The 17950-nt window shown below is 68.8% G+C and carries 14 protein-coding genes and 3 pseudogenes; 8 read left to right on the top strand and 9 right to left on the bottom strand.

All coding sequences use genetic code 11. The features are described 5' to 3' along the window. Positions 1–274: 274 nt before the first annotated feature. Positions 275–733, bottom strand: coding sequence for a hypothetical protein (locus NOD94_RS25480; protein WP_281208433.1), 459 nt, complete (start codon positions 731–733; stop codon positions 275–277). A gap of 631 nt (positions 734–1364) precedes the next feature. Between NOD94_RS25480 and NOD94_RS25475 the strand changes: the two are divergent. From NOD94_RS25475 to NOD94_RS25465, 3 genes and pseudogenes are all read left to right on the top strand, one after another. Then, positions 1365–2633: pseudogene (locus NOD94_RS25475) on the top strand (DEAD/DEAH box helicase family protein); the annotation flags it as partial. Between the two features lie 68 nt (positions 2634–2701). Next, positions 2702–3510, top strand: a protein-coding gene (locus NOD94_RS25470) for an IS5 family transposase (RefSeq protein WP_281208432.1) whose coding sequence is annotated in 2 segments (ribosomal slippage) — positions 2702–3019 and positions 3022–3510 — 807 coding nt in all. Because the reading frame shifts where the segments join, the coding sequence is not laid out codon by codon here. Between the two features lie 218 nt (positions 3511–3728). Continuing rightward, positions 3729–4802, top strand: coding sequence for a helicase associated domain-containing protein (locus NOD94_RS25465; RefSeq protein WP_281208431.1), 1074 nt, complete (start codon positions 3729–3731; stop codon positions 4800–4802). A 172-nt stretch (positions 4803–4974) separates the two neighbouring features. On the opposite strand, the gene NOD94_RS25460 is transcribed toward NOD94_RS25465, so the two are convergent. Beyond that, positions 4975–5148, bottom strand: a complete 174-nt coding sequence (locus NOD94_RS25460; protein ID WP_281208430.1) for a hypothetical protein — start codon at positions 5146–5148, stop codon at positions 4975–4977. A gap of 742 nt (positions 5149–5890) precedes the next feature. Next, positions 5891–6138 (bottom strand): annotated as a pseudogene (locus NOD94_RS25455) (hypothetical protein). 824 nt (positions 6139–6962) lie between these two features. On the opposite strand from NOD94_RS25455, the gene NOD94_RS25450 reads away from it, so the two are divergent. Continuing rightward, positions 6963–7151 carry a hypothetical protein gene (locus NOD94_RS25450; protein WP_281208428.1) on the top strand — a complete coding sequence of 63 codons (189 nt, stop codon included), beginning with the start codon at positions 6963–6965 and terminating at the stop codon, positions 7149–7151. A 173-nt stretch (positions 7152–7324) separates the two neighbouring features. On the opposite strand, the gene NOD94_RS25445 is transcribed toward NOD94_RS25450, so the two are convergent. Beyond that, positions 7325–8038, bottom strand: coding sequence for an ATP-dependent DNA ligase (locus NOD94_RS25445; RefSeq protein WP_281208427.1), 714 nt, complete (start codon positions 8036–8038; stop codon positions 7325–7327). 161 nt (positions 8039–8199) lie between these two features. On the opposite strand from NOD94_RS25445, the gene NOD94_RS25440 reads away from it, so the two are divergent. Both NOD94_RS25440 and NOD94_RS25435 read left to right on the top strand, forming a co-directional pair. Continuing rightward, complete coding sequence (locus NOD94_RS25440; RefSeq protein WP_281208426.1) at positions 8200–8778, top strand: suppressor of fused domain protein; 579 nt, start codon at positions 8200–8202, stop codon at positions 8776–8778. 103 nt (positions 8779–8881) lie between these two features. Then, positions 8882–9748 (top strand): hypothetical protein, encoded by an 867-nt coding sequence (locus tag NOD94_RS25435; RefSeq protein ID WP_281208425.1) that lies wholly within the window; start codon positions 8882–8884, stop codon positions 9746–9748. Between the two features lie 305 nt (positions 9749–10053). Here NOD94_RS25435 and NOD94_RS25430 read toward each other — a convergent pair whose 3' ends face one another. The 4 genes and pseudogenes from NOD94_RS25430 to NOD94_RS25415 all read right to left on the bottom strand — a co-directional run. After that, the gene (locus NOD94_RS25430) at positions 10054–12270 is read right to left on the bottom strand and encodes a hypothetical protein (protein ID WP_281208424.1); all 2217 of its coding nucleotides are present in this window, start codon (positions 12268–12270) and stop codon (positions 10054–10056) included. 152 nt (positions 12271–12422) lie between these two features. Beyond that, positions 12423–12755 (bottom strand): helix-turn-helix transcriptional regulator, encoded by a 333-nt coding sequence (locus NOD94_RS25425; RefSeq protein ID WP_281208423.1) that lies wholly within the window; start codon positions 12753–12755, stop codon positions 12423–12425. Continuing rightward, on the bottom strand, positions 12752–13846 hold the full coding sequence (locus tag NOD94_RS25420; protein ID WP_281208422.1) for a site-specific integrase: 1095 nt from the start codon (positions 13844–13846) through the stop codon (positions 12752–12754). Before NOD94_RS25420 ends, NOD94_RS25425 begins: the two co-directional genes overlap by 4 nt. 280 nt (positions 13847–14126) lie before the next feature. Next, positions 14127–14219 (bottom strand): annotated as a pseudogene (locus NOD94_RS25415) (ATP-dependent DNA ligase); the annotation flags it as partial. Between the two features lie 132 nt (positions 14220–14351). Between NOD94_RS25415 and NOD94_RS25410 the strand changes: the two are divergent. Continuing rightward, entirely contained in the window at positions 14352–15044 is a 693-nt protein-coding gene (locus NOD94_RS25410) for a hypothetical protein (protein ID WP_281208421.1), read from the top strand. A 1016-nt stretch (positions 15045–16060) separates the two neighbouring features. On the opposite strand, the gene NOD94_RS25405 is transcribed toward NOD94_RS25410, so the two are convergent. Next, the gene (locus NOD94_RS25405) at positions 16061–16498 is read right to left on the bottom strand and encodes a DUF6011 domain-containing protein (protein WP_281208420.1); all 438 of its coding nucleotides are present in this window, start codon (positions 16496–16498) and stop codon (positions 16061–16063) included. Between the two features lie 602 nt (positions 16499–17100). Here NOD94_RS25405 and NOD94_RS25400 point away from each other — a divergent pair. Further along, positions 17101–17883 carry a hypothetical protein gene (locus tag NOD94_RS25400; RefSeq protein ID WP_281208419.1) on the top strand — a complete coding sequence of 261 codons (783 nt, stop codon included), beginning with the start codon at positions 17101–17103 and terminating at the stop codon, positions 17881–17883. The last annotated feature ends 67 nt before the right edge of the window (positions 17884–17950 follow it).

The raw sequence follows: 17950 nt of genomic DNA, 5'->3' as shown, positions 1-17950 counted from the left end.
GGGTAGCGCGGGGGGGGGGGGGGGGGGGGGCCGGGGGGGGGGGGGGGGGGGGGCCCCCCCCCCCATGGCCGGCCTTCGGCCGGGGTCCTTCGCTTCGCTCCGGACTGGCTCTGGTTCCGCTGCGCTCCACCAGAGCAGGCCTGCTCCGCAGGCCCAGAGGCTCCCGCGCTCCGCGCGGGAGGTGACCGGCCGGCGGCCCCGCTCCGCCGGCTTCCCCATCAGCTCGGGCCACTCACTCTTCACCGCCATCATCCCCCTCCACCCTCCTTGCAACTTACGAGTGCGGGACCTCAAATGGAGCAAGGAAGTCAGGTGCGCCGCGCAGTTCTTCGAGTGCGTGCTCTAGACCTCCCATCGCCTCGGTGAGCGTGCTGTGCCTGCCCCTACTCATGAACAGTTCATTACTCCCTTCCTTGAAACTCCCTACCTGCTCTTCTAGTTCGGCGTAGACACGGAACGAATGGGCAAGAGCGCCTTTCTCCACCAGTACTTCCGCGTCGATAGAAACATCGTAGGAGCGCTCAAAATCGGATCCGACAGAGATCACGAACCGATGCATCGAAGCGATCTTTACAGCATCGCTCTGCGGATCGATCTGCAGGTAGTGAACAAGCTCTGCTCCATCGGCAAAATTGTGATCACAAAGTAGGGAACTAGTGTATTCACTTACTTTCTGATGAAGTGAACCCCAATTCGTGAACGCATCGATAAGGGCACTATTAGATTCAGACACGCAAACTCCGATCTCGTAAATATCTAAGGCAACCCGGCTTCGCAGGTCAGGCCTTCGGTCTGTTGGCTTGTCGACAGACCGAGGCGCGTCAACAGTAGGGGCCGATCCGAGAGAACTGCCTCAAACCCGGGGTAGCCGTCCCGGTCTGGCTCAGGGAGCGAAGTACCAGCACTACAGGGGCTGGCCCAGGTCTCTCCTGCCGTACGAGCCAGATCGGCTACCTCTGTGAGGACCTCAACCGCCATCCCTGCCGGCACCCCGTCCTTCGCCTCAGCAAGCTCAACCCACTGGGCCGCAACCTCAACAAGCCGGCCCGGACTGCTGGGTCCCTCCCCCCTCCTACGCGCTGCGCGCGCAGGAGGGGGGAGGGACCCAGAATCTTCCGCAGCCACAGTTCGATCCCGTCCAGCAACTTCCCCACCCCATCCACGAACCCGGCCATCACCTCGATGCCTGACCTCATGATCAGGCACACGGGCCCACCATGATTTATCAGGTGGAATGAACAAAGCCGACCGGGGCGGGGGCCGGATGGCGGTCCAGTCGTTGCGACACATCAGGTGAGATGTACTGTGTAGCATCCCGAGAATGTGGCCACTGGCTCCCCCGCCTCATTTCAGCGGAGTGACGAATGCAGAAGACCGACGGAATCACGCTCCGGCCTCATCAGGAAGAAGCCGTGGAGGCCATCGTCCGAGGGCTCGACATTCCGCCCGGGAAACGTATCCCGAAGCCGGGTCTGCGGGCAACGGTGGTCGCCGCATGTGGGACCGGTAAGACGTTCATCGCCGCGGCAGCCGCGCTCCGACTGGCTCGGGGCGGTCGGGTCCTGGTGCTGCTCCCGACGCTCGACCTGCTGGCGCAGACTGCCCGGGAGTGGAGAACGGCCGGGCACAGCGGGCCTGCGGTCGCGGCCTGCTCCCTGGATGGCGATGCGCAGTTGTACGGGTTGGGGGTGCGGACGACGACGTCGGCGCCGCAGCTCGCTCTGTGGCACGGCCGGGGCCCGGTCACCGTCTATGCCACGTACGCCTCCCTGGGGGTGATCGCCGAGGCGTTCGGCGGGGAGTACGGGTTGCCGATGGAGCCCTTCGACCTGGTGGTGGTGGACGAGGCGCACCGTACGTCCGGGTCGGCGGGGAAGGCGTGGGCGGACGTGCACCGCCAGGAGGTGATCCCCGCGCGGCGCCGGCTCTACATGACCGCCACCCCGAGGATCTGGATGGAGCGCCCGCCCCGGACCCCGGCGCAGGAACTGGAGCGGCGGCGGGCCGACGAGGAGCGCAGGCAGGTCGAGGAGGTACGGCGCGAGGAGGCGGAGGCCGAGGGGCGGACGTACGTCCCGAGACATCGATGGGACCGGCTGCCCCAAGAGATGGCCTGCTCCATGGACGACACCAGGGTGTTCGGGCAGGTGGTCTACGAGCTGTCGCTGGCGGACGCGATCTCCCGGGGGCTGCTGGCCAGGTATCAGATCGTGGTCGCGGAGCTCACCGATCCCGTGGTGACCCCGGAGCGGCTCTACGGCGAGGAACGGTACGAGGAGCGGCTGCGGGGTGAGCGGCTGGCGGCCGTGCAAACGACCCTGCTGGAAACCATGGCCGAGCACGACCTCAAGACGACGATCACCTTTCACCACCGGACGGTCGAGGCGCAGGCCTTCGCGGAGGGGCTGGATCGGGTGGCCCGCCGGCTGCACGCCGTCGACCCGGACCGGCACCCCGCCACCGTGTGGACGGGGTGGCTGCGCGGGGAGCACGAGATGGAGCACCGGACCGCCGTCCTCGCCGACTTCGGCCGCCGCGCCGGCCGCGCCGTCCTCGCCAACTGTCGAGTCCTGGGCGAAGGAGTCGATATCAAAAGCGTGGACAGTGTGGCCCTGATCGACCCCAAGAGCTCGTAACAGGATCTTGGTGAGATGCCCTGGTCGGGCGTAACCGGTGTGCCGATCCGGCCGTTCGTGAATGCGTGAGCACTCGGCCGTGGATCGTGGACGACGACTTGTGGGTGCTGATCGAGCCCCTGCTGCCGCCCTGGCCGATGAGGTCGCCAGGGCCGCGGCCGGTGGCGGACCGATTGTGTCTGCAGGGCATTCTGTACGTCCTCTACAACGACATCGCCTGGCAACTCCTTCCACCTGAGCTGGGGTTCGGCTCAGGACAGACCTGCTGGCGACGCCTTGAGCGATGGCAGCAAGCCGGCGTCTTCGACCAACTGCATCGGATCCTGCTCAGTGAACTGAACGCGGCAGGCCGGCTCGACTGGTCCAGGGCCTGCGTGGACGGCTCCCACATCCGCGCGAAAAAGGGGGCGCCGACACCGGTCCGTCGCCGGTCGACCGGCGGAAGACGGGCAGCAAACACCACCTGATCTGCGACGGACGCGGCACGCCGCTGAAAGTCATCACGACCGCGGCGAACGTCAACGACGTCACCCAGACCCTCGCCCTGGTCGACGGTATCCCGCCAGTGGCGGGCCGGCCAGGTCGGCCCCGCAGGCGTCCCGGAGCCCTGCTCGGCGACAAGGGCTACGACTCCAACCCCAACCGGGAAGAGCTGCGCAAACGCCGGATCCTGCCCGTCATCTCCCGCAAAGGCGCCCCCAACATCAAGGGCATGGGCAAGCTCCGCTACGTCGTCGAGCAGACCTTCGCCCTGCTCCACCAGTTCAAACGACTCGCCGTCCGCTGGGAACGCCGCACCGAACTCCACGACGCGTTCGTCTCCCTCGCCTGCAGCCTCATCTGCTGGCGACGCCTCAACAAGCCCGATTCATGATCGTGTTACGAGCTCAAAAGGGGCCGGCCGTCGACATCGTCCAGGCCATCGGCCGGGCCCTTCGGCAAAAGCCCGGGGAAGGGAAGATGGCCACGTTGATCGTGCCTGTTTTCCTGCGGGCGGACGAGGACCCCGAGGACATTCTCACGTCGAAATCGTACGGCCCGCTTATTCGGGTTCTGAATGGCCTTCGGGCACACGATGAACGCGCCGTCGAAATGCTGGCCATTCCACAGGAGAACCAGAAGCGAGAAATTCAGCCGTCGCGAACGATCGGAAAACCACCAGCCGAAGGCGAAGCGGAATCACGTCTACTACTTAGGTTCGCCGCCCCGCGTGATCCCGCGCTGATCGCGAAGTGGATCAACTACCAGGTCCTCAACACCGAACGCCAGGACTGGCGAAGGGGCCTGGAGGCCGCCCTGCGGTACCAGGAGCGCGAGGGCGGGCTGGAGGTCCCCTACGACCACGTCGAGGGCGCCTACCCCCTCGGACGCTGGCTGTCCGACCAGCGGCGCGCGTTCCGGGCCGGACAGATGTCCGGGGAACGAGCGGCCGAACTGGAGGCCCTGGGGATCGTCTGGGACACCGCCGACGCCGGCTTCGAACGGAACCTCGGAGCCGCCCGCGCCTACCACGCGCAGCACGGGACGCTCGCCGCGCCGAGGCACGCCACCGCCCTGGACGTCGCGGTCGGGCAGTGGCTCACCAACGTCCGCCGGCCCGGCGGGCTCGGCAACGACCCCGTACGGGCCGAACGACGGGCCGCCGCGCTGGCCGCGATCGACGAGGACTGGAACCCCGCCGAACGGGGCTGGACGGTCGACTGGCAACGCCACCACGCCTACCTCGCCCAACTTCTCGCCGAGGGAGCGCGCCTGTCCGCGATCGTGCCGGGGGTGACCCGACACGGCGAGGACGTCGGCCGCTGGCTCGCCACCCAACGCCGCGACTTCGACCGGCTGACGGAGGAACAGCAGACCCGGCTCGCCGACCTGGGCGTGAAAAAGGCCCCACGGGCCCGCCAGACGCCCGCGAAGGCGCCCGGGGTCTCCACGTCCGGGCGCGGCCCGGCAGCGTTCCAGACGGGCGTCCAGGCCCTCGCTCAGTACCGGGAGCGCGAGGGCGGGGGCCTGCCGGGCCGTGGTCACGTCGAGGAGCTCCCCGACGGGACCGCGCACCGGACCGGGGTCTGGATCGTCAACCAGAAGCAGCGCCGGGACCGGCTTCACGCGGACCAGCTCGCCGCGCTCGCCGCCCTCGGCATCGACTGGGCGGCGAAAGCCCCCTGACGCCTGCCTGGGCAAGCCTGCGCCCGGGAGGCTTGCCCAGGCAGGCCTAAGGCTTGCCCACCCGCCATTCGCAAGGTGGGCAAGCCCCGCGACACCTTCGACCCGAGGACGGCCGCGGCGTTGACCGCCCTCGGGTCGCCGGAGCGTCGGCCGGCTGCGGGGGCCGGGCGGTTCAACGGGCCGCGATAAGGCCGAGGCACGCGACGACCAGGGCGACGGCCATCCCGGCCGCCGTGATCGGCGCGACGAGCGCCGGGTGCCGGTGGGCGACGTAGCCGACACCGCCCGCCAGAAGCAGCGTCACGAGGACCAGGAGCAGCAGGACGGCCAGGGCGAGCGAGGACACGGTAGTTCCCTTCGTCGGGCATGCCGAGGCCCGGCATGCGGTGAGGGTGGAGCGCGGACCAGCCGGACGGGTCGTCTCGGGGTCGGCAGCAGGTTGCAACGGGGGATGGCTAGCCCCGCAAGTCGCTGCGGCACGTCGGCACCTGATCACCCGACGGGGGCTCATTCAATAGCTGGCGGACCCGGCTGCAGAACGCAGCGCGGCCCCGGCACACCGTGAGGTGCACCGGGGCCGGAGACGGTCCGGTCGTACTGCCCCAGAGCGCTCTGGGCACCGGTCCTGACCCGCACACCCATGTCGGCACGGACTGAACCCGACACTACCCAGGCACAACCGTCAAAGGCCCGTACACGGCCGCCTGCAAGCAACCGCCAGGGACTCAGGGACTCAAGGACTCAAGACAGCCAAGGGATCACCTACGGGCAGCAACAGCAGGGACTCCAACACAGCCCACAGGCATGACCGAACACCAACCCGAGAACCAGACAACCCGACCAACACCCACGAGCAACCCAACAACCAGAAACCAACAACCAATCAACTACCCACAACCACCCACAAATAGAAAGTCCGGAAAGTCACCACCCGCAGAACGGCACCTGACCAGCCACAACGCGGAACATCACCAGAGTCACCTTCCCCCCATGGTTCCCCTTCTAGGTTCCCCCTCCATTTCCCCCTCTAGGTTCCCCCCATGGTTCCCCCGATGCTTCCCCCCTCCGTCCAGGAAGGTGCCGGGGGGTCAGGCGGTGTCGCCGCGCCACCGGAACGGGCCGCCGGCGGCATCGTCGTCGGGGGCGTAGTCGGCGCGGCCGCCGGGCCCGTACAGGCCGAGATCTGCGATCAGGAGCGCGCCTCCCGCCCGATCCGCGGCCGTCCAGGCGGTCACGTCGAGCAGCTGCCCATCGAGCGGGCCGCCGACCAGTTCGACGTTTACTCGTGCCCGGCCGTTGGCCCCGCCGGCTCCCACCCGTACACCCGCGGCTCCATCTCACGTTCCACCCCGCCACGCTCCCACTTCGGCCCGCACCCGTGGGCCCGTTGAGAACAACGGGGCCAGGACCGCCTCCTGAGCGACCTCTGGCGGACGCGGGACGAGGGACGGCACCACCGCAGGGCGGACCGCCCCGGCCGGTCCTACGAGTCAACCTCTTCGTACGGCTGACGCGTATATAGAGGTGTCGCTTTGCGAGGGGGGCTTGCCCACGGCTCCTGACCTGGGGAAATGGAAGATCATCGACTTTGGGGGGTCCCACCTTCGGTGACACTCCCGGTCCCCCTCCTAGAGCACCTCTCCAAGCAACTGTGGAGCCCCCCCTCCGGTGCAACCCCGAACGGCGGCCGCCTGTAAGGCTTGCTGGCCCGCCGGAACCGGTGAGTCGACCGGACCGGCGAACTCACCGGTTTCCTAGTCACCACTACAGAACCGGTGAGTTTCATTTCCGCAGTTCAGCTTGATCGGCGGGCACCAGGGGTCCATCGCAGGGCGCGGGGCAGGGCGACCATGGGCTTGCCCGCTACGCGCGGGCGCCGGCGTCGGCCCCGGCCGGGGCGCGCGAGCGCCGGCCCGACGTCCCGCCAGGGGATGGTCCTGACACCTGACACTGACGCCGCCACCGCGGCGACATCCACCCCCGGTGCAGATCAGGCGGGGGCAGAACGTGTCAGGTGTCAGGACCCGGGCCGCTCCGGGCGCTCGGGGGCGAACCCCCGGGGCGGTGTCCCTCACAGCCGTCCAACGAGCCCTGTACGTGCGGCGTCACGCCCACCCGGGCTCATTCCCGGTACCCGGGCGTGGAGGTGATGATGGGGTGGTGAACACGCACCGCCGCCGACTCGGCACAGGCCCCACCCCCGACAAGCGTGAGCCGTCCCTCACCCGCGATGGCGGCCCACCAGCCCAACTCGCCGCCGAGCGCCTGGGCGACGTCCAGGCCGTCACCGACCCGCCCGCCCGCATCACGGGCCGCCGCGTCCTCGGGACCAGTCCGACTACTCTCTGACCTCACCGGTTTTGTCACCGGTGACAAAACCGGTGAGGAAACCGGTGAACAACGACTCACCGACCGCCGGATCCGCACGCCGCGCGGAACCCGAAAAAGCTCACCGCCCGCACCATGCCTCCGGCTGGCCCTGCCCATCCGCCGCCTGAACCACACGGGCAAGGCGTCGCCCATCAGCCGGCGGCGGATGCCGGACCCGCACCGAACAGCGGTACGTCCTCCACCACGGCGTCCAGGCGCAGCCGCTTGAAGCGGACCGGGTGACGGTGGACGCCACCATGGTCGACGGCCCGGTCGGCGCTGATCTCGGCGACCAGCTCGGGTCGGACGAGGACCGCGTCGAGGACGTCGCGGGATCCCCACGCGGACGCGAACCGAACCCCGGCCCAGGGGTGCTCGGATCCCGCGGCGGTCAGGTGCTCGGCGACCTGCCGGGCCTGATCCGGGCGCAGGGCGACCGTGCGGCCGACCGTGCGCAGCCGGCCCGTCGTGTCGTGGCGGCCGAGGATCAGGAGCTGGGGGCGGGTGAGGGTTCCGGTGATGGCGCCGATGATCGCCTCGGTGGTGTCGCGTCTTTTGACCTTGGTCCAGCCCCGGTTGCCGGGCAGATACCGGCTTGTCACGCTTTTGATGACCAGGCCTTCGACGCCCGAGACGTCGGTCCAGGTCTCCAGCCACTCGCGGGCCTTCGCAATGTCGGTGGTCATCGGACACAAGGTCCATGGGGCGGTCAGGGCGCGGGCCGCGAACAACACTTCCAGGCGTCGGCGCCGCTCCACCTGGGGCAGTGTGAGCAGCTCGGTGCCGTCCTGCTGGAGGATGTCGAAGGCGGAAGCGCGCGGGTTCGCGGATTCTGGGACGGGCGTACACGGAAACCCACCCCCCATGTGAAGGCTGAGATGCCTCTGTGGTCGGGTTCGCCGATACCGCCGGCTGTGAGACTGGTAGGCCTTCATGTCGAGTTGTCGCGTATTCGGGGCTAAGGCTCACGGACCATGACGCCGGGCGGGAAGTCGGGCTGGTGATTGGGGTCTGGCATGATCGCGCGATGAGTGATGCGAGGCTGCTGGCCGTGGAGGCCGTTGAGTCACACGTCCGGGCGTTCTTCGAGGGGCATTCCGTTGAGGTCGTCGCGTGCGACCTGGGGACGGAACGGCGCGAGGTCGTGCCCGACCTGCGGGTTTTCGTTGTCGGCCCCGGCCCGCGCGGCGATGGCTGGGCCTATGTGACCGCCGGGTGCTGGGCCGCGGTGGAGAAGGACGGCCATGGGCTTGAATTCGTCATGACCGCCCACGTCCGCGACCAGCGCTTCATCGACCTCATGGCCATGATCACGTACTACCACTGCGGTGGGCGCCAGCTCGACCTGGAACACAGCATGCCGATCGGCGAACCATGGGTTCCGGGCTCGACCTGCGACCACCTGCTGATCAGCCTGCCCTACCTCCACGGACCTGACCTTGAACACTGTCCGCTGCCCGGGGGGCACACCCGCATCCTCTGGACCTTGCCTGTGACGGCCGCCGAAATCGAGTTCCGCAGGCAACATGGTCATGAGGCGTTGGAGCAGCTCTTCGACGAGGCGGAGATCATTCCCACTGATCCTTTCCGGGCATCGGTCGTGTGAGGCGACGGCCGAACCGCTCCCGCCGGTCACCGCGTGTGATCACCTGCGACACTGACCCGGCCGGACCTTGATCCTGAGAGCAGAAGGAAGGTTCAATCGCCGCATGGCTGAGAGTGGCATTGACCTGGGAGTCGTGACGGCGCCGTCGGGAGTCCTCGTGTTGGGGATGGCGTCGTGGATCGACTACTGGCCGCAGCTGGGCCGACCGCTGTCCGAGCGCGCAAGTGCCGCGGCATCGACCGGCGGCGGACACGTCCACGAGTGGATGTGTGAGATGGCCGTAGTTCGCGCCGCCGGTGACAGGCCGTTGACGGTGCGGGCCAGCACGGCGGCGTCGCCCTTCGACGGAGGACCAACCATCGCAGTCCTTGAGATCGATCTCGGTCTGCCATGGGCCAGCACCGCAGGGGACGAGCCGATCACCATTGGCGACCTACCGGTCGACCGTTGCGGCATGGTGCTCGGTGACGCGCTTGCCCTGGACTCCTGGACCGGCGACGGCCATCCATCAACCGACGGCCTTGCCGACGTCGCCTACTGGGGAGGCTATGCGGAGGCCGCCCATCGTCAGTTCGGCGGAGACCTGATCCTGCGACACGGCAGTCAAGTGCGAGGGTGGCTCGACCTCCCGCTCGATGACGCCAAGAAGCTCGGCGACGCCCTCAACGACTGGGAAGGCGACGAACAGGGCCGGGGCGTCATGGTCGCAGTCGATGAGCACACCGACTTCCACCGCTTCAACCGCGCAAGCTGGACCCACCCGCTTCGGATCGGCGCCATCGAGGTCGCTGACTGCCCCGTGCTGGGGATCAACTGGGACAGCGGCGACCACTCGATGAGACATCGCGGTGAACGCCGCTTCGGACAGGTCTATCCCGTGACTCTCCAGTCTGGCCCCACGGGCCAGACAACGATGCGCTGGACGATCCCGCCCTACGCGCCCGTCACGACGGCGCAAAGTGATCAGTAGGAGCCACCGACCACTCAGGGTGACCAAACTGGAAACCGCCAGAGGATACGCGACACCTCGACATGCGGGCCTACCAGTCTCACACCCGGAGGCGTAGACAGGTACAGCCCGAGCCAGGAACCGCAAGGAGGCCGAGGACGACTCAAGGCGGCGGGGACCAGGTCGCGGTGTCTCATCGAGCGTCGTCGTGGAGATCGGAGCTGACCAGGAACCCCGCAGGAGTCCCGCCGCTTCCGCCACCGGCCGCGCGTCCACGGCGACATGACGGCTACCGCTGCCCGCGGCCTCATAGCCACGGACCCGGGTCACCGGATCGGCGGCAGGGCCTTGTCAGGGTGGGCGGCCTGGACGTACCGGACGGCGGTGGAGGGGTGGATCCCGAAGAGGCGGACCAGGTGGACCGGGTCGGCGCTCGCGCGGGCCTCGTCCAGGACCCGGTCTCGCCACAGCCGCCCAGGGGACGCCCCGGCCTGGTCGAACGGAGCGCGCAGGCCGCAGTTGCTGAGGGGTGGTGCGGCCGGATGGTGGGCGCTCTGAGCGGTGATCAGGAGGTAGCGGTTGGGCGAGGCGGGCCAGCGGCGGGCGCGTTCGTCGAGCCAGTCGTTCAGGAGGCTGCGGGTGAGGCGGTCGAGATAGACGGTATGGACGGTCTCACCCCGTCGGATCGCCAGGGTGCCGCGCTGGGGCAGGTAATCGGTCAGGAGCAGGCGGCGGACCTCTTCGCCCTTGACCGCGTGGATGGTGACAAGGGCGACTGCAAGGCGTCCCATGGCGGTGGGGATGCGGTTCAGCAGGCCGCGGAGCTGGTCGCTGGGCAGATTTACCGGGAGTTGGACGGGAGTGGTCAGGGAGAGGTCTTTCATCGGGTTGCGGAAGATGATCCCCTCTTGCTTGAGGGCCCGGAAGATGCTGAGCATGACGTGGTGGATGTCCCGTGCCCTGGCACCGCTGTGGCGGTCGAGTTCGTCCTTGACCTGGGCGGTGGTGATCTCGCGCAAGCTGCCTGTAGTGGTCGACCAGCCGGTGAGGACGGGTGTGGCGATGTAGAGGTAGCGGCGGATACGGCTCCAGTCCACGGTCCTGTGCTGGTGGCGGCCGGTGCCGCGCATGACCCGGACCCAGACTGTTAACTCGTTGGACAGGGGCTCGGGCAGGCGGGAAACGCTCACCAGGACTGCTGCTTCGAGGGCGGCTTCCCGGGCTGCCGGTGTCTGGCGTCTCGCGGCAGCAGGCTGCTCGGCATGCAGTTCGCCGGACACAGTCAGGGGCGGGTCCTGGAGCAGGAGGGTGCGTTCTTTCAGGAAGCTGGTGATCTTGTTGGCGGAGCACCCTGGCCGGGCCGCGGCAACCGCCCGGACGTCGCTCTCCTTGAGCGGGGCCTCGGCCCCCAGCCAGCTCAGCAGGCACGCGAGCGCAGTCATGGTGCGCCGGCTCGTCTCGGGCAGCAGCCCGGTTTCAGGATCGGCGAAGGTGGTGCGGAAGTCCTCCAGCAGGGCAGCGGCCCGTGCGGTGGGGACCGGGAGCATGTCCGGATCCAGGAGGGCGACGCGCCGCCAGTCCCGGTCCATGTCGAACAAGAGCCCCTGCTCCGGGGCCACCAGCCAGGCATCCACCCGTGCCGACCGCCGCTCGTGTCGCCGCCGCATCGTGTACCGGGTCGCGGGCCCGGAGCTGGCGTGCGGGGCGAAGCCGAGCTCGCCGGCCTGCCGACAGAGCTGGTGGGCCAGTGGAGCGGCGAAGGTCAGCTGGGTGAAGGGTTCGTTCGCGGTGTGGGGGCCGCTCTCGCGGACGTGGGCAAGGCACCCGCGGCACATCCGCTCCGTCCGGTGCACGGCCAGGTCGCGGGCACAACGTACGCAGCGGCCCTGAGGGTAGTGTTCCGGATCATGTGACCACTCCCTGCAGCTGCCGCACAGCCGTTGGTTGATCACGCCCCAGCTACCGCAGTGCGAGCACCCATGGACCCTCGGACCGGTCGGACGCTGTCGTGCCAGAGGGCTGAGCAGACCGGCCCTGCGAAGTGCCTCGCGGGCACCGGCGGTGATGCCGTAATGGATCTGTTCCAGCACGGCATCGTCGACATACCGGCCGCCGTCGGCGTCGCGCACCGCCAGCGCCAGACGCGCTGCCCGCTTCACCAGTTGGCGCCACGGGCCGCTCAGCCCCTGTTCGGCGGCGATCGCGTCGATGGCGCGGACCAGGTCGCTCTCCTCCGGCCAGGACCATCCGGCGATCCGCAGCCACTCCTGGTGCCCGAGCCGGCGCCGGGCATGGAACAGCGCCAGCTGCCCCGGAATCGTCGGCGGGCAAAGCCCGCTGTCGGCGCCCCGGCACGGTTTCGGTTCGAGACGGGGCTCGGGATTCCCACGTGATCGGCGGGGCAGGTCCCTGCTGCCCTGCCCGCCCGCCCCCGGAATCAGGATTCGCAACTGGAGCGGCGAGGGAAGCAGCACCTTCTCCCCAGCACGGAGCGTCGCGTGTGCGGCGGTCAGACAGGCACGGCAGAGCCAGTCCCGGTTCACCGGCCGCACCGAGCGGCAGCCCACGCACTGGCCACCGGCCCGTCCGGGCTTGGCCGCCCAGCTCCGACAGCCTCCGCACCTGCCGCCCTGCCGTTGACCCCACTCCCCGCACGACACGCACCCGTGCAGCCGCACCGGCCTCTCCCCTCTGTTCAGTTCGGCGGCCGGAGCCGGCCGGGGCCCCCGCGACCGGGCACCGGACGCACCGGACCCCCACTGCCGCTCTCCCCGACGGCCTTTGGCACGCTGTGCCCGGCCTGCTGCACCGAGACCGGCTCTGCCTCCAGTAGGTCCGCGACCGTGCACCCCAGCGCCGTGCAGATCAGGTCGAGGTCGTCCAACCGCACCGTCACGGGCGTGCCACCCCATAGGGCCGCGACCTTGCTCAGTGACGGATTGAACCCGACTTCCCGGAACGCGGCCAGCAAGTCGGTGGGCCGCCAGATGTCCCGTTTCGCCGCCGCCCAGCGCAGATTCCACTTCACCGCAGACTCCCCTTGTCCCACTCCAGCCGCTGCGCCGCACGCTCCGACGCCTCACGGAATCCCAGCTCCGGGTCGGCCTGCGCGCTGGCCACGTACCGGACCGTCGTTGTCGTCCAGGTATGGCCCAGCAAACGCTGGACCTCCCACAAACTCATGCCTCGCTCGTAGTTGTGCGTCGCGCACGCATGCCGCAGCAGGTGCGGAAACAGCTCGGGAACCGGCTCCGGGAGATACAGACGCGACGCCGTCTGCAACGCGCGGCGGAACGTGGCGGGCACGATCGCCGGCGCGATCGGCATGTTCAGATCCTCCACCGGCCGCGGCAGCCGCTCAGAGGGGAACAAGGCCGCCAGGGGGTGCTCGGGGTCGTCGCGGAAATGGCCGCGGACCTCCTCGACGTACCACCACAGCAGTTCGCGGCCCTGCTCGAACATGAACGCCTCACGCGGGCGCGGGCCCGAGCCGCGGGCTCCCTTGCCCTGGACCACGAACCGGCCCCATTGGCCGGCCTCCCAGTGCACATCCGCCATCCCCACGCCGCACAGCTCCGCCGCCCGCACCCCGGACAGGTAGGCCAGCTTCGCCATCACGTAGTCCCGGCAGGCCACCGCCCACTTCCGCGCCTGCGGCAGGGCATCTCGCCAGGCGGCGAAGAAATCGCGCATCGCTTTCTGCGAAGGCGGGATCCGCAGCCCGAAGTCTCCACGGTGCCGCGGCCTGTTGAACGGATCGACAGGCGACTCAACCAGCGCCCCGAAACGTCGCGAGATTTCCCCGGCGAAGCGCTGCTCCAGGAACGCGAAGTACCCGTCGATGTTGTTGATCTTCGCGCGGACCGTGCCTCGGGCCCGTTTTCCCGGCCCCGCGAAGTACTGATCCACGTGCCTGGGGGTCAGCTCCCACGGCACCAGGCCGTAGTGGTCGCACACCTCTACCACCGGCTTGACCAGCTGATCGATAGTCGCCGGCATCAATCCCGCAGCGTCCCGCGCCCACTGGTACTCGGCCAGCGTGTCGAAGAAGTACGCCCGCTGATCCGCCGGACCACTCCCGCCGCCTCGCTGCGGCCCCAAGGTGAGCACCTCGGCCAAGACAGGCCGACTCGGAGCCGGCGACTGATCGGCAGGTGGCTGCCCCTGCGGTAGCAACGCGAGGTGCGGGGTTCCGGAATCCTCCACAGCCACGCAGATTACGGGCGTCACTCGCAGAATGTGCGAGTAATCGCAGGTTTCCCACACGGTCAGGGGACGTCTCGAACATGGGTCTGCGACCTGCTGACATGCAGCGTGCACCTGCACTCGTGGCCGTCAGGAACCCGTGCGCGATCCAGTTACGTAGTAGGCGGGCGACGAGGGCGGGGGCGGTGCGGCCGCGGGCGGCCCGGCGCTGCAGCGCCTCGAACGCCAACCTGCCCGCCTCCGAATCCCACACCAGAAGCTCGCCATCCAGGAACAGGCCTTCGGGGAACCGGTCCTGAACCACGGCTGAGTGAGATACAAATCCAGTCCGCAGCGAAGCTCGCGCAAGAGGCGCCCCCGGTAAAGTGCGCACTCCACAAAGGACGTTGCTTGTACGTCAGCAGAACGGAGCGAGATAGTGAGCGTCCCTTACGCGCCGGCCTCCAACATTGAGCGGCAGCCGGGATGGTCCTGGCTCGACGAGTACCTGTGGGTCACCTGTGACATCGTCGCCGACCTGGCCGAAGGGCGGCTCGCTCAGCGTCCCCTTGTCGCCACCACCGCCCGGCTCGAGCCTGGAGAGCGCACGCTTGCCGTCGGCCCCGCAACGTGTCTGACCTGGCGAAGCCTCGGCAATGGCAGCTACACCCACGAAAGCGTCGCCGCCTTCGGCAGCCCTGCATTGGTACTTCTCAGCATGGCCGGGTCGGCCCTGGGCAACTCCTCCCGCCGCCGTGCCGCTGCCCAGGCCGCTCAACCACGCTGGGTGATGGATGGTTCCGGTGAAATAACTGTCACCACACGCAAGGTCTACTTTGGGTACCCGAGAGGCTCATTCAGCCTCTACTGGGGTGGCCTGGAGGCGATCGACCTCGTTGCACCCGAGGTGTTCCAGACCAGCTACCGCAGCATCCGTGACGGACGGCAGACAACAATCCGGCTCCAAACGCCTTGGGCATCGCTGCTGTTCGTCCTGGCCGCTACTGCGGGGTTCCCTGCCCATCCACGGCTGCTCGGTCAGGGCTGGCTCCCTCTGGACTTTGAGAGGCGATGCATCCGATTCGGCCGTCCGTTCCGCCCGGCAAGCCGCCTCCTGCTGCACGAGGCGTGAACCTGGTGCACGGGCTCATAGTCCATGGCCGCTTGCGCCACGGAGGCGACGCAGCTGGTTCCTGCGCCGTCATGGTTGGCGAAGCCATCGCATCCCCCGCGAACGTAGCGGGCAGTGTCAATTCGGTACTGGCCGCGACAGAGCAAGGTCTGGCCATTTACCCGGCAGGCCACCGAATCGGGCCACCGTCCACGCTGCTGTTGCGACACGACCTTGAGGCTGGCGGGCGCGTAGCCGAGGGGCGGCTCTGCCTCCCGCCGGGTGACCAGGCGGGTGGCAGAGCCGTGAGTAGCGTCCGCCGACGCCCGTCGCGGGCCTGGTGTATCTGTGCACGAGACGTGTCGGCGGCGCAGGCGATGGCGGTGACCGCGGCCTGCTTGCTCGCGACAGCAGCCCGGATGACCGCGTTGAACTCGTCGTCTTCTGCGGCCTTCACGCGATCCCGCTGGCCACGGGCGTCACGGATCTGCTGCAGGAGGTCCTCGCCCTCGGTCGACGCAGGTACGCCGGCAGGGGCAGTGGGCATCGAGCGGATTCCACCACACGTGCTCCTACAACTCCACCCGGCACGACTACAAAGCCTGCTGACCAACCCATACCAGCCCGGCCCGGCGGGAGTGCAGGGTGAGGCACCGGACACCGGCCGCAGCGTACGCCCGGCAAGGACGTAGTACAGGTACTCGTCCACGCGGACGTCGACAGGGGATCCAGTGCGGGCGGGCACCTCAACCCTGACAAGCCGGAGAGCGCAGGCCTGTTTCTGCGGTGGACCAACTCACCCAGCAGGGTGCGCCAACCGAACCCGGCTCGAACCGCTGGTGGGTGACGCGGTATCACCGGGACCGTGATCAAGAATCTCGGAATGTCGATGACCGCTCCCCCTGGGGTCACCGGCGTGTGCTCCTGCCCCCGCCGACGGAGCACACGCAGGTCCGCGGGGACCTTGCCGCGTACCGGTGGGCCGGATAGTGGGCGGTCCCCGCACCTTCAGATGTGGGGACCGCGGCCGTGGCCGGTCAGGTGAGGCGGTGGCGGGCGCAGGTCGGCCCGTACCCGGCCTGCTGGGACAGCGGGTCGGTCAGGGGGCGCCCGCACTCCCGACACGTCGATGACGGGCCCTCGCCGGTCGGCTCATACGCAGGGGACGGCGACGGTGTGGCACCGGTCGGACGTCCGGCGCCGCGGCCGGAGGAGCCGGGGGAGGAGAGGAGCGCCGCTACGGCGGCAGTCCCGGCGAGGGTGACGACCGGCCCGACGAGCGGGAGTGCGGCTGTGGCGGCCTTGGCGGCCGTCTCCCGGACGCGGGTGGCGGCCGTGGCCGCGGCGGCCCGGATGCGGGCTGCGCGGCCCTGTTCGGCGCTGTCGGCGGGGATGGTGCCGGGCGTCAACCGCTCGCGCGGGGAGTCGTCATCCATGGTGCGGCCCTTCGTGGTCTGACGGTAGGTCAAAGCCATTGTGGGGGCGTCCCGCACGCCGTGTGCGGGACGCCCCCATTTCGGGTGGCGGCTACGCCGTCTCGTGGGTGGTGCGGGCCTGGCGGAGGTACATGAGGGCGCTGGCCAGGCACGAGCGGACGAATCCGTCGTCATCGCTGCGCAGGGCCATACGGGCGGCGTCGGCCGCGTACGCGATCTGACGGCGGGTGCGGTCCGGGACGCCGACCTCGGGATCCGCGTAGTCTGACTCACCGCCATGAACTACCGCGGAAGGAGCAGACCGCCTTGTTCGTGTACCGGGACAAGAAGGTGGTCGGCAGTGCCGTTATGGACGTGACCCAGTCATACAAGCTCAAGGCCAACAGCCGTGAGTTCACTGAGACGTTCACCCTTGACATCAAGGACGTCTCCGGGGAGGCCGCCGGCGCGAACCTCGTCCTGAAGGCGGCTTGCGGGGGAACGTGCGTCGCCACGGTGAAAGTCCCCGGGGCGGGTGTGGCCAAGGGCCGGCGCATGAGCGGCACTATCACCTACAAGGACACGACGACCGGGCGGAACACCACCCGCACCACCTACACTCTCACCGGCACCAATCCAAGCTTTCCGCCCGCCACCGACAGATGGACGTCGCCCGGCTATCGGTGCGACTCCTGTCCGGCCTCGCGGTCAACTGGGACGAGGAGCGCGAGATCATCGACGGGGCCGACATCGCCACTTGGCGCGCGGAGGCCGCCGAGAACTCCTCCGACAAACTACTCCCACTGTACGAAGAGGCTCTGGCCACCGAGCAGGACGAACAGCAGCGCCGAACCCTGCAAGACGGCCGGGACTGGGTGGCGGCCGGAAATGCGGTCGATCCCCGTGATGCTTCGATGTGTTCATACGACGCCGTCCGTGCCGAGCTTCCCACCCTGCTCGGCCTCCTGGACGATCAGAATCCCCGGGTGCGAACCAGGACTGCCTACCTGCTGACCTGGTTTCCCGCATTGGCGGACTCTCTCCTGCCTCTCCTGCTCGGCCGTGCTGCGCACGAGGACGATGCCGTCGCGAAGGCCACCATGCTCGTAGCCGTGGGCATCCTCGGCACGACCCATCTCCCGGAGACCGTGATCGCCGAACTGGATGCCGAGGACACCCTCATACGCTGGGCTGCCGCCATAGCCATCGTCCAGACCGCCCGAAGCGCCGCCGCGGAACTCGACGGCCCGCTCCTCGACCAGGCCGTTGCCGTACTCGCGGCCGCGGCCCCTGCGCCTGTTCCCGCGACCGACTACAGCCTGGGCGACTTCCACAGCCACACCGCTGACGTTCTGCTCGCCCTTCCGCCTTCCCCTGCCTCACGCGCCGCAGTCGCCGCCTGCCTGCCGTCCGTCCGCACGTCGGAGAGGGCGTTCAGTACCTGATCCATATCCCTGTGGTGCTCCTCTAACGGCGCGGTCCAGGTCCATGTAGCGTCAGCGCCAGGGGGGC

It is taken from the genome of Streptomyces sp. Isolate_45 (assembly GCF_024721315.2).
GTDB lineage: Bacteria > Actinomycetota > Actinomycetes > Streptomycetales > Streptomycetaceae > Streptomyces.
Note: the sequence above shows the minus strand (reverse complement) of the source record. Positions and strands in the feature narration are given on the sequence as shown.